The 12,256-nt window shown below is 45.8% G+C and carries 11 protein-coding genes and 1 pseudogene; 7 read left to right on the top strand and 5 right to left on the bottom strand.

Translation table 11 applies throughout. The annotated features are described in order from the left end of the window. The first annotated feature begins 309 nt into the window (after positions 1-309). The gene (locus F6K37_RS45570; RefSeq protein ID WP_502887757.1) at positions 310-1,236 is read left to right on the top strand and encodes a glycine zipper family protein; all 927 of its coding nucleotides are present in this window, start codon (positions 310-312) and stop codon (positions 1,234-1,236) included. Positions 1,237-1,458: 222 nt separating this feature from the next. On the opposite strand, the pseudogene F6K37_RS45565 reads toward F6K37_RS45570, so the two are convergent. Next, positions 1,459-2,730 (bottom strand): annotated as a pseudogene (locus F6K37_RS45565) (integrin alpha); the annotation flags it as partial. 631 nt (positions 2,731-3,361) lie between these two features. On the opposite strand from F6K37_RS45565, the gene radC reads away from it, so the two are divergent. Together radC and msrB are read left to right on the top strand one after the other, a co-directional pair. Further along, positions 3,362-4,093 (top strand): RadC family protein, encoded by a 732-nt coding sequence (radC, locus tag F6K37_RS19590; RefSeq protein ID WP_008182685.1) that lies wholly within the window; start codon positions 3,362-3,364, stop codon positions 4,091-4,093. 700 nt (positions 4,094-4,793) lie between these two features. Then, entirely contained in the window at positions 4,794-5,192 is a 399-nt protein-coding gene (gene msrB, locus F6K37_RS19585; RefSeq protein WP_008182689.1) for a peptide-methionine (R)-S-oxide reductase MsrB, read from the top strand. 28 nt (positions 5,193-5,220) lie between these two features. Here msrB and F6K37_RS19580 read toward each other — a convergent pair whose 3' ends face one another. Next, the gene (locus F6K37_RS19580) at positions 5,221-6,111 is read right to left on the bottom strand and encodes a UTP--glucose-1-phosphate uridylyltransferase (RefSeq protein ID WP_008182692.1); all 891 of its coding nucleotides are present in this window, start codon (positions 6,109-6,111) and stop codon (positions 5,221-5,223) included. Continuing rightward, entirely contained in the window at positions 6,098-7,150 is a 1,053-nt protein-coding gene (locus F6K37_RS19575) for a mevalonate kinase family protein (RefSeq protein ID WP_008182695.1), read from the bottom strand. The genes F6K37_RS19580 and F6K37_RS19575 overlap by 14 nt, the downstream gene beginning before the upstream one ends. Positions 7,151-7,677: 527 nt before the next feature. Here F6K37_RS19575 and F6K37_RS19570 point away from each other — a divergent pair. Both F6K37_RS19570 and F6K37_RS19565 read left to right on the top strand, forming a co-directional pair. After that, positions 7,678-8,178: a peptidoglycan-binding domain-containing protein gene (locus tag F6K37_RS19570; protein ID WP_287251657.1), complete on the top strand. Its 501-nt coding sequence runs from the start codon at positions 7,678-7,680 to the stop codon at positions 8,176-8,178. A gap of 216 nt (positions 8,179-8,394) precedes the next feature. Beyond that, positions 8,395-8,859, top strand: a complete 465-nt coding sequence (locus tag F6K37_RS19565) for a DUF4079 domain-containing protein (protein WP_008179999.1) — start codon at positions 8,395-8,397, stop codon at positions 8,857-8,859. A 172-nt stretch (positions 8,860-9,031) separates the two neighbouring features. Here the strand turns inward: F6K37_RS19565 and F6K37_RS19560 are convergent, their stop codons facing one another. Together F6K37_RS19560 and F6K37_RS19555 are read right to left on the bottom strand one after the other, a co-directional pair. Next, positions 9,032-9,754 carry a DUF1997 domain-containing protein gene (locus F6K37_RS19560; RefSeq protein ID WP_287251656.1) on the bottom strand — a complete coding sequence of 241 codons (723 nt, stop codon included), beginning with the start codon at positions 9,752-9,754 and terminating at the stop codon, positions 9,032-9,034. Beyond that, a complete protein-coding gene (locus F6K37_RS19555; RefSeq protein ID WP_267871987.1) occupies positions 9,700-9,828 on the bottom strand; it encodes a hypothetical protein in 129 nt (42 codons plus the stop codon). The genes F6K37_RS19560 and F6K37_RS19555 overlap by 55 nt, the downstream gene beginning before the upstream one ends. Before the next feature lie 438 nt (positions 9,829-10,266). On the opposite strand from F6K37_RS19555, the gene F6K37_RS19550 reads away from it, so the two are divergent. Both F6K37_RS19550 and F6K37_RS19545 read left to right on the top strand, forming a co-directional pair. Beyond that, positions 10,267-10,926, top strand: coding sequence for an NAD(P)H-binding protein (locus tag F6K37_RS19550; RefSeq protein WP_287251655.1), 660 nt, complete (start codon positions 10,267-10,269; stop codon positions 10,924-10,926). A 100-nt stretch (positions 10,927-11,026) separates the two neighbouring features. Then, on the top strand, positions 11,027-11,752 hold the full coding sequence (locus F6K37_RS19545; protein WP_081431898.1) for a glycoside hydrolase family 24 protein: 726 nt from the start codon (positions 11,027-11,029) through the stop codon (positions 11,750-11,752). Positions 11,753-12,256 lie beyond the last annotated feature (504 nt).

Genomic DNA, 12,256 nt, shown 5'->3' with positions numbered 1-12,256 from the left:
TTTGAAAGCTAAACCATCATCAACCACAAACTGGATAATGCGACCAGAGGCATCAGTCACACCAGATGTGTTTTCATACTCTAGGGTGTTGAGGACTTGCTGGTAATTTTTGATGGTATCTACCCCACTTAAGGTCAGGATACCATTGTTGGCATCGAAGCTAAACCCGATCAGGGTGCCAGTGTTATCAACAGTCAGCAGTTCCTCTGTGGGATTCAGCAGATTGGCAATTGTTACTGTTGCGCCAACCAGAGTGGTGTTATTAGCATCACTCAGAGTCAATTTGTTATCTGGGAACAGTGCCAGCTGATGACCGGTAAATGTGACAGTAGCATCAATGCCGTCGGTATCTGGATCTGGGGCAGGAGCTGGAATAGCTGGGGCAGCTGCAATAATTGGCTCGGGAGCTGTCTCGGTACCTGTTTCGGTACCTGTTCCGGTACCTGTTTCGGTACCTGTCTCGGTACCTGTCTCGGTACCTGTCTCGGTACCTGTCTCGGTACCTGTCTCGGTACCTGTTCCGGTACCTGTTCCGGTACCTGTCTCGGTACCTGTCTCGGTACCTGTTTTGGTACCTGTTTCGGTACCTGTCTCGGTACCTGTTTCGGTACCTGTTTCGGTACCTGTTTCGGTACCTGTTTCGGTACCTGTTCCGGTACCTGTTTCGGTACCTGTTCCGGTACCTGTTTCGGTACCTGTCTCGGTACCTGTCTCGGTACCTGTCTCGGTACCTGTCTCGGTACCTGTCTCGGTACCTGTTTCGGTACCTGTTCCGGTACCTGTTCCGGTACCTGTTTCGGTACCTGTCTCGGTACCTGTTTCGGTACCTGTTCCAGTACCTGTCTCGGTACCTGTTCCGGTACCTGTTTCGGTACCTGTCTCGGTACCTGTCTCGGTACCTGTCTCGGTACCTGTCTCGGTACCTGTCTCGGTACCTGTCTCGGTACCTGTCTCGGTACCTGTCTCGGTACCTGTTTCGGTACCTGTTCCGGTACCTGTCTCGGTACCTGTCTCGGTACCTGTCTCGGTACCTGTCTCGGTACCTGTTCCGGTACCTGTCTCGGTACCTGTTCCGGTACCTGTTCCGGTACCTGTCTCGGTACCTGTTCCGGTACCTGTTCCGGTACCTGTTCCGGTACCTGTTCCGGTACCTGTTCCGGTACCTGTTCCGGTACCTGTTCCGGGAGCTGGCGATACACCATTGAGGTCTATCACTGGAGCAACATTACCGAATAGGACATAGCTATTCCCTGGGGTGTCGCCATTGGCTGTACTAAGCTCAAGACCAGGTGCGCCAATAACTAGGTCATCAATGCTATCACTATTAACGTCTTTTGCTCCACTTACTGAGAAGCCTAGGGAGTCAGTACCTTCGATAACTAAGCCATCTTCGCCGTTTAGGGTAGAAAGGTCTACACTGCCAGTAGTTCCCAACTCTTCACTGCCGAATAGCACATAAACTTTGCCTGCACCTTTAGCTCCAATCGCAACATCAGCAAACCCATCTTTGTTGAGATCCCCAGCATAACTAACTGACGAGCCCAGGAGACCATTCGCTTCAATCCCTGTGATGGCAAAGCCATTGGTACCGTCGAGGCTTGCAAGGTCTAAGTTCCCTGTACCAGCAACATCGGTGCCGCCAAACACTACGTAAGCCTCGCCAACATCAGTCTGGGTATCGGAGTCAACAAAGGGAGCCCCAATGATTAAATCACTAACACCATCACCGTTGACATCGCCAGCATCACTCACGGACCAGCCTGCCCTGTCACCGAGATCAAGGCTAGAACCTTCATCAATACCATTAATGACGAAGCCAGTTTTGGGGTCGGAGGAGGGTATCGATGAGAGGTCTAGGGTTCCAGTGGCACCGACACCTGAACCACCGAACACTACATAAGTCTTGCCAGCAGAACTGTTGTCAGTCAGAGGAGAATCACTACCAGGAACACCGATAGCGAAGTCCTTGATGCCATCACCATTGATATCCCCAGCACTACTGACTGAAAAACCTGCTAAGTTTCCGGCAACACTACTGGTGAGGAGGAAGCCATTAGTGCCGTCCAGAGTGGAGAGGTCTAGGCTACCGCCAGTACCTGTGCCCCCAAATACCACATAAGCATTGCCAGGATTAAGACCGGGAGAAGAAATAGGCAACAAGGCATGAGGAGCACCAATCAATAGGTCATTTTTCCCATCGCCGTTAACATCCCCTAAATTGCTGATGGAATGACCAGAAAATTCTGCAGGATCAATGCCATTGATAGCAAAGCCAGATGAGAGATCTACGCTACCAGTAGAGCCCACAGTGGAACCGCCAAATACTACATAGCTAACGCCATTGTTGTTGGCACCAGCACCAGGAGCACTTACCAGTAGGTCATTCGTACCATCACCATTGATATCTCCACCACTGCTAACCGAAAAGCCTAAGAATCCAGTTGAATTAAGACCGGCAATAACAAAACCGTTAGTACCGTCTAGGTCAGCTAGTTCAATGGTACCGGTAGTACCTACATCTGGACCACCGAAGACTACATAGCTTGTACCTGAAAAAAGGCCATTGGGATCAGCACCTGGGGCTCCGATGATCAGATCATGATTGCCATCACCGTTGATATCTCCAGCGCTGCTGACTGAGAAACCGGAGCGGTCACCTAACGTAACACCATTAATAGAGAACCCAATTCTGCCGTTAAGGTTTGAAATATTGAATAGTTGATTTGACATAGTTAATTTGGTAGATGTCTATATGCTTTCGATTTGACATCATCTCAGCTAATCCTAGTGATTGGGACTAGGATTGTGATAAATTCATCAAAATTTTACTTAATTCTGAGGCAGTCTAGGGAAAATCTTTATATGTTGATTGTAAATTATTAATTACTGTAACATAGCCACTACGCGCTTTGAGGTATTAAGTCAGTCAATATGATTAGAATTTCTCGGATTTTCGTTTTTGGTAGGTAATTGGTGTTGCCGAAAAGTCCGCTAATCAAGGGATAACCTTCCTAGACAATCCAGCACTAAACCTTCTTGGTTTTGTTCAAATATTTATGCACTAAAGAAAATCCGTTATGTAAAGATTTGGCAAAATCGTCAATTTGGCACGACAGTATTATGAAATTGTGCTAGTCATCTGTGTTTGTTTACACCTAATTTCTCCATCTCCCCATCTCCCCATCTCCCCATCTCCCCATCTCCCCATTTCCCCATTTCCCCATTTCCCCATTTCCCCATCGTCCCATCTCCCCATCTTGATTATTGGGATAATCAGCATATTCCCAATCGAATCTAGCTTTCTTAGCTCAAAACGGGATAACTAAAAATAAATCCCTTCAGTCTTGATCAGTGTACATCTATGACATATTGCCTGAGAATTGCTGATCTTCCCATCAGTGAACGTCCTCGTGAGCGATTAGTTGCTCTAGGAGCTAAAAATCTGGCGACAGCGGAACTGCTAGCAATTCTTTTAGGTACAGGTCAAGGCAAAGGAAAGCTTTCTGCCATGGGTTTAGGACAGTTGATTTTACAGGAACTTGCCAAAGACCAGCGAGACCCAATGGCTGTGTTGCGGAATATTAAAGCTCAAGAATTGACCCAAATTCATGGTGTTGGACTAGCGAAAGCCACAACGATTTTAGCCGCAGTGGAGCTGGGCAAACGGGCATTTCTGTCTCGACCTACAGAAGGTGTAATTATTGATAGTCCAGCCTCAGCAGCAGCGTCTTTGAGTCATGACTTAATGTGGCAAAATCATGAACGATTTGCTGTGTTGCTACTTGATGTTAAGAATCATTTGTTGGGTACTCAGATTATTACTGTTGGTACAGCAACAGAAACCATTGCTAATCCCCGGGATATTTTCCGAGAAGTGCTGCGCCAAGGAGCAACACAGGTAATTGTGGCTCACAATCATCCCACTGGGAGTGTTGACCCAAGTTTTCAAGATATTACTCTAACGGAACGGTTATTACAGGTAGGTCAACTCTTATGTATTCCGGTATTGGATCACTTGATTGTTGGCAATGGTAATTACCAGAGCATACGGCAAGTAACGAAACTGTGGGATGAGTATCCCCAGGAAGAGTGAGGTTTATATCAAGTCCGGTTGAATATCCATCAATTTTGGGGCCCGGGCGCGGGGAGGGTGGGGAGGGTGGGAGGTGTGGGGAGATGGGGAGATGGGGGAGATTTTTATTAAGGGTAATTATCCTGACATGATATTAGCTGTGGCAGACACGGAAGGGTTGCCTGACCACTCATCTCATGGGCGAATACTTACCTTTGGGCGTTGCTGATTCTGGGTATGGTTTCGCCCCCCTAGGGCGTGTTTTCAAACTCGGAGATCCCCCTAAATCCCCCTTAAAAAAGGGGGACTTTGAGAATGGCTCCCCCCTTCCGCGCGGGGGGTTGGGGGGGATCTAAATCTTGCGGAAAACTTTGAAAACACGGCCTAGCCCCCCAGCGAGCAATCCCTCGCTGGGGGGAACAAAACTCCCAAAGTCCCCCAAAATTGGGGGATTTAGGGGGCTTTAATAAAACCAGATGATCGCCCATTCATTCCTTAATTCAGCAACGCCTACCTTTGAATAATTACCCTTGATCAAACCCTGCCCATCTCCCCACACGCCCCAAACTTCCCAAACTTCCCAAACTTCCCATCTCCTGTGTGCCAGAAAATGTTAAGTTAAGTATCAAAACGTGTCTTTTTTTTAAAAAAGACCAGATTACCCTATTGGTGATCTCTCACCTCCCACGTATCATCAAAACACTATTACAAGGATTCAGCCATGGTTAGTAAAGTACAAAAGACTGAAGCACAGTGGAAAGAGCAGCTAACACCGGAACAGTTTAAAGTCACCAGACAGAAGGGAACGGAAAGAGCCTTCACTGGAGAATACTGGAACAATAAGGACAAGGGTATCTACAAATGTATCTGTTGCGGAACAGAGCTATTTAACTCTGATACCAAATATGATTCTGGGACAGGTTGGCCTAGTTTTTTCGCACCTATCAAAGAAGAGAATGTAAAGGAGGAACCGGATAACAGCCTATTTATGCGCAGGACAGAAGTGTTGTGTGCTGTCTGTGACGCTCACCTAGGTCACGTGTTTAGCGATGGACCACCACCAACAGGCTTACGCTACTGTATGAATTCTGCTTCCCTTAGTTTCGAGAAACAGGATTAAAAAAACAGGATTAATCAGATCAAGTCACCTAAGTTTGATTCGGAAAATCAATTATGGTCTGTCGATAAAACTGGGGCATTCCGGTATCAAAATACTTGCCTTTAACTAGATAACCGGTTATGCCCTCTTCTTGTCGCAATTTATCAAGACATGATGTGAGCTGAAATTCACCTTTTTCACGGATATTTTGGTTGATGTGCTCTTCAAGATAGTCAAAAATTTTCGGCTTAAGTACATACATACCAAATACCGCTAAGAACTGATCCTTTGCCATTCCTTCCATATGGAGATGGGCTCGCGCATACTCAAGAGTAGGCTTTTCATAAAGCTCTGTCACACGCAACCGTGATTCTGACTCTTGCCAAATCCCAGTCACGCAACCAGCTTTGTGAATAATCTCTCCTGGCATTACGGTCAAGGCAACAACGCTCTGATCAACCTGGTTATAAACGTTTAGAACTTGACTAGCACAGGAAGTTTCATGGTCAGAAGTGTAAACATGATCCCCCAGCAACAATAGAAAAGGCTGATTATTTACCCATTCTTTGGCACAGAATACAGCATGACCATAGCCTTCTTGCTCCTCTTGAATCAGAAAGGTAATTCTATGGCCTAAATCCTGTAAATATTGGCTGTATGCTTGGTTTTCTGGAGAGAGTTTCTCGAAGAGTTCGGGTTTGGGGGGGGACTTAAAAAATTCTTCAAAATGTTTGCGATCGCTTTTTTGAACCACAATCCCCACTTCTTCTATCCCAGCACTGACCGCTTCTTCTACAATCGCCATGATCACTGGTTTCGCCCTACCATCCCGGTCAATAATCGGAAATAACTCTTTTTTTACCACTTTGGTGGCTGGAAACAAACGGGTACCAAAACCCGCTGCGGGAATTAAAGCTTTGCGAACGTTATTGGTCTGCATAAATCGTTAACGTCAAAGATTCCATTTGAGGAAAATCACGCTCAATAATTTTAATTAACTTTTGTTGACTTTCCTTGTCTTTAACAATAAATTGTGCGGTGCCATCCCCTTGAGAGCCAACTCCCTTTCCCCCTAGGATATAAGGTTGAATTGGTTCATAATTCAGGATTTGGTGCAGCACTCCAGCAGTTAATTGCTCAGGGCAAGCAGGGATAAGATAGCGGTCGAATTCAGCTTGTGCCTGGTTCATCAAGCTACCAATCCGTTCAGCATCACCCCTTTCCAGAGCCTCAACTGCCTCCTGAGTAATTTTAGAACTGATTGGACCAAGATAGTGCTGAACATTCTGTTGTATTTCGTTAGTGGCGAATGGATAGCACTGATTCAGTTTACTCAGGATTTCCTGAGTATTTTTGCTTGCCCCGAGGTCTACAATTACAAAAAACAGATTCCGAGGTACCTTGAGTTCACTAATCTCGGTGTGATCACCATCAAACATCATCATGATCGGTCGATTGCCATAAGCACAGGCGAAATCCATCCGACCACATTGGGAAGGGGTGGTGGTTTCCCCTAGATAGGCTAACTCCATTTCCTCTTGGAGGGTCATGTTTAAGTCATACAGGCGATTGAAGCTGCGGGCAACTAGGACGGAAATTGCTGCACTTGAGGATAGCCCTTTCTTGATTGGTAAGTCAGTGCGGTAATTATCGATTTCAATTCCACCGACAGGATAGCGAGATAGACACTGGTAGGCAACCCCAGCAGCATAACTAAAAAAACCGCCTTTTTTAGCAACAGCGAGCAGAGCACTCCTTTCCATTGGTAAACTAATAGAAACGGTCGGTGTACCCTCCCTCAGGGAAGTACGCATAATCAGCTCGGTCGGATGAGATAAGACCAGAGCATAAAGTCCCTGATTGGTTCCGGTGATTAGGGTGTAGCCTCTTTCGAGCTCGGGATTTAGGCAGCGATAGCCTCCTGCCCAATCACTATGTTCCCCAAATAGACAAAGGCGACCTGGCACAAACAGTTTCATTACTCAGTTAAATCTATAGCAGTCTTGATTGGAATAGAATACAGCCGGTGATTGCAGTGGGAGCTCCCGAGAGGCTAAAGTGTATTTTACTGAGCTGCAAATCACTATATGCACTATATAAAGCACTATAGTATGACATTGCCATCAGAGGGATTGCATTCAAAGACGGCAAGACACCACCAGACTGGGAAACTCTCGATAGAGGGTGCTAACGCTCAATGCTACTTGGTATTAACTAGAAATTTTGAAACCTCTAGGGTCGATAGAAATAAACGTAACGTGGGGTAACTACATGGAACGTTTTATGTTAACTACTGCATGCAAGCCTTGGCTGTGCATCCCTAAGATCAACAGTCAACAGTCAATAGTCAACAGTCAACAGTCAACAGTCAACATAGTTAACGTGATTCAAATCACGCTTTACTGGCAGAAGGTTAACAACTTATTAAAACTTAAATCACCCCAGATCAACCTCAGATATTTGATTATGAAGAATGCCAGGAAAAATTTCATCAGGGAAATCTAGCATGACAGCTTTGATTAATTTGGAAACCTCCCAGACCAGTGCTTGTGTCACTGCTTGGCTCAGAAAGCACACCCTTTATCTAGGGTTCATTGGTCTTTATGTGGTAGAATTACAAAGTATCTTGGCTCACCGGGGATATTACTTTGGTCCATTAGATGGTATCTTTGACACAGAGATTGAATATGCTGTGCAAGGCTACCAGCAAAAGGTATTTCTCAGAGCAACTGGTATTGTAGACCAAAAGACCTGGCAAGCTCTTCTGGGTGGTGCTCCGGTCAATATGCCGATTCTACGTCCTGGTAGTTTTGGTGAGGCTGTCAAAACAGTCCAAGAAGTACTTTGGATTAGTGACTACTATACCGGTAAGATTGATGGCATCTTCGCTTCCCTGACACTCGAAGCAGTGCAACGCTTCCAACTCGACAGGGGTTTGCTAGGCAATGGTGTAGTTAGTGAACACACCTGGAACGCCTTGAGCGATATGCCTCGCTATGTCTATTAGGCGATGTCTATTAGGCGATTTCTCTTAGTGCGTTAGTCCTGTCCTCAAGGATTGATACCAAGTTGCAATCAATCAAAGATATTATCCTTTGAACTGGTGAGGGAGTGAGCAGCTATACTACCATCTTGTTCAACTTAGTACATAGCACATTAGAATTAATAACGGCAACTATGTTATGTTAATTTTCATGAAGCTCCTGAAAATTGACATAACATTATGAACCTGCCAGAGTCTGTTAAATTTTGGTCTCAATTCTTCCACCCCTTACTGATGTGGGTGCTGCTAGCGGCAGCCTTCTATGCTCTTTATCTGGGTTTGAAAATCCAAAAGACTAGAACGGCGGAAGGTGACGAAAAGAAAGCGCTAGTTAAGGGTCAATATAATGTTAAGCACCATCTTGTGGGTTCAGCGTTGCTAGCAATGATGGTACTGGGTACAATCGGAGGTATGGCAGTAACCTACATTAACAATGGCAAGTTGTTTTTTGGACCCCATTTGCTGGCTGGTTTAGGCATGACCGGAATTATTGCTACCTCTGCCTCTCTAACACCATTAATGCAGAAAGGTCAAGCTTGGGCTCGCTATAGTCACATCGTCCTGAATGTTGCACTCTTGGGACTATTCAGCTGGCAAGCCATCACCGGTATGCAAATTGTTCAGAAGATTCTTAGCAATCCGTAGATGATTTGATTTACCTAGGGGCGTGGTATTGTACCCGCCCTAGGATGGTTGTAGAGTTTAAATATGCAAACTTAAACTTAGCTTTTCGTTGCTTTTAGTTTAGGTGTCCAAGCTAAGCTCTAAGCATTGGGCTGATAGCTGATAGCTGATCTATCAACCCTTAGAGTAAATATTACCGTAGATTTTGCCGCTGCTGTGATTGCTTCGGTATAGGTAGACCATTACTGTTATGAAAGTCTTCCTGCACCTTGTGGGTTAAACGCCGGGAAACTTGACGGACAACTTGCTGCAAAATTCCGTTGCCTGTGCGTTGAATCAAGGACTGAGGTAGTTTCCGAATTGCCTTGGGAAACCACATGTCAACACTGAGGTCAAGATGCCACTCCACGCGGGTTATCGCTGATGGTATGGACTGCGATTCCAGCTGATGCTCTTGAAAATATTCCCTTGCTGGTACTTCTACTAAGCTCTGAGATGCCTGGAAATCAAGCTCATAGCCTGGACTGACGTGATTCGGGATGGGGATTGTCCGAATCTGATAGGAATTTTCGTCTTGAGGTAGCAATTCCAAACCGATTTTTGGTTCAACCTTATAGCCAAATGCGCCAAAGCTACCAATGGTCAAAATATAGCCATTGTCTGTGAGCAGTTCTACTTTCATCGGATGAGCGCAGCGACAAAACCAATCCTGGTGAGTATTTAGATAGGCACTTACTTGCTCAGCTGAAGCATACATCTCCATACAGTCTTGAAAATGACACTGAAACCGAGTCGGCTCACTACCTGAGTAAGACGCTGATGGAACAATAGGGTCAGTGTCGGCCTTTATAGCAGGAGTATTCAAATCCACCTGTTTTGCCTCAATTGACTGATGGTTAATAAAATGCGATCGCATACATCATCCTCTTCATTTGATTGCCTTGTGACTAGTTCAGAAACTAGTTGAGAGCCTAGTTGAGAAATGTCCATGGGTCGCTCTTGCTTATCCTACTCCTCTGGCTGAGTTAATCAGGAGTCGGACACAAACAAGTTGAGCTATGTAAACAAGTGTAAAGTTTGGGGGACTGATCTAGCTGGGTTTCTGGTGATGCGAGATCAGTTATTAGATCAGTTATTAGATCACTGACTATAGCAGGTTTTAATTAGATCGACCCAGAAAGCGAAGAACACATGATCATGAAACTTATACAACCGAGAGGTTGGGGTTTACGGAAGCGATGCAGCGCGGTCTTGGGGAGGCAGCGCGGTCTTGGGGGTCTCCCCCATGAGCGACTGCCGTGGTTTCCCCCACTCGCTATTGCATCAAGACAAAATCCAATAATTCTCGATTGAATGGCCTAGTTTAATTTTCACTCAGAATAACTGGTAAACTAGCTAAGCTACTAGGTGAATTGTACGGAAATTGCTATGAAAGCATGTGTAGCTGGAGCAACAGGAGAAACAGGAAAGCGGATTGTACAGGAACTCGTTTTGCGTGATATTCCTGTACGGGCTTTAGTGCGAAATCTAGAGTACGCTCAAGAAACATTACCACCAGCAGCAGAATTAGTGGTGGGGGATGTGCTCAAACCCGAGAGTATCCGTGCCGCGATCGCAGATAGTACTGTAGTGCTGTGCGCCAGTGAGGCTCGCCCTAGCTTTGACCCAACCGCACCCTACAAGGTGGATTACGAAGGGACTAAAAATTTAGTAGATGGTGCTAAGGAAAAAGGGGTAGAACACTTTGTATTGGTTTCTTCCCTCTGTGTGTCCCAGTTTTTTCATCCCCTCAACCTATTCTGGCTGATTCTGGTCTGGAAGAAGCAAGCAGAGGAATATATCCAAAAAAGTGGCTTGACTTACACTATTGTGCGACCAGGTGGTCTCAGAAACGAAGACAACTCAGAGCCGATGGTCATGTCTGGCGCAGATACTCTATTTGAAGGTAGCATACCTCGCACCAAAGTAGCAGAAGTTTGTGTTGAGGCGCTGTCGGAACCGGAAGCTCGGAATAAAATAGTAGAAGTGGTTAGCTCAGCAGAAGCTCCCGATCACAGCTGGGAACAGCTATTTGCTGACGTAGGTTGAGGGAGTGTTGAGCGTTCGCGTAGCGTGACGTTCGGTCAATCGCATTTTGTGAACACTATTAAGTTCACACTATTAACACTAGTAAGGATTAGTCAACTGAGTGTCTTCATCACCCCGGCAGAAGTACGGAAAGTTAAGAGGATTTCCAAATACTTCCTATAAATTTACACTCAAAGGCTTATTTTACAATATTTCAGCCTTAGCGATAGTGAGCTTATTATTGGGGATTTATCTCAGACATGTTTTTAATAGATGGGCTTACTACCCGGTTGAGCGTACGCTATCTGATTATCCTACCAGTATTCACGGCACCCCTCCCTTAGTGATGAGGGGGGGAGATCCTTACATTCGCGCCCTAATGCGTACTATCACCGCTAGTGAAGCTAATGACCCCCAACCCTACACGATTATCTATGGGGGTCAACACGTTTCTGATTTAAGGCGTCATCCTGAAATATGTGTTCCCATAGTCGCTGGTCCTAATGTTGGAAAATGTAGCACAGCGGCGGGACGGTATCAGTTCCTTGATATCACCTGGAAAGCAAAGGCACAAAGCTATCACCCCAGACCCTCAGGCTTTTTGTTTTGGAAGCAGTATAGCTTTGAGGCACACTTCCAGGATGCTGTGGTTCACGATTGGCTCAAGGATAGTAGAGCCTGGGGGATGGATATTCCCAAAGAATTGCGGCAAGGAAATTTAGATAAAGTTTTGCGGCGGCTGTCTGGTACTTGGACTAGTCTAGGTTATGGCATAGAAACGAATAGCATGAGTAAGCACTTGCCAAAGGTTTATGAACGGATGATTGAGGAAGAACTAAACCGCTAATCATTGATGCATACTTGCAGGCTTGCAGGCAATTAGCAATTTTATAGCATTTTATAGCATTTATTAATTTGGTGAGGTACTTTCGTCCTGGATTTTAGGGAGTAGGAGGTAGCGATGCATCGCTATTCCCTATTCGTAAGCATTCAGCTATCAGCCGTCAGCCGTGAGCACCTCAAGTAGCGTGGCCAACGGCCAAGGCTCAAGCTGCTTGAGGTGCTTTCCGTAACTCAGATTAAACAAATGGTTACCTGTTGTCAAGATCCCAAGCGCGAGTGGGGGAAATCCCCTGTTCCCTTGCTGCATCGCTTATTCGCGCATCACCTCAAGTATAGCAGTCGCCAGGGCAGTTAGGACATGACAAAAGTCTCACACCCTTTGTAAGCGATGCAGAGGTGCGACCCGTGGCGAATTTAATTCGCCAAGGTCAAGCGCACCATTACGGTCTTGGGGGTTTCCCCCATGAGCGACTGCATCAAGAAGCGCAAGAGTTTGACTTCTGACAAA

The sequence above is a fragment of the Moorena sp. SIO4E2 genome (assembly GCF_010671945.1).
Classification (GTDB): Bacteria; Cyanobacteriota; Cyanobacteriia; order Cyanobacteriales; family Coleofasciculaceae; genus Moorena; species Moorena producens.
Note: the sequence above shows the minus strand (reverse complement) of the source record. Positions and strands in the feature narration are given on the sequence as shown.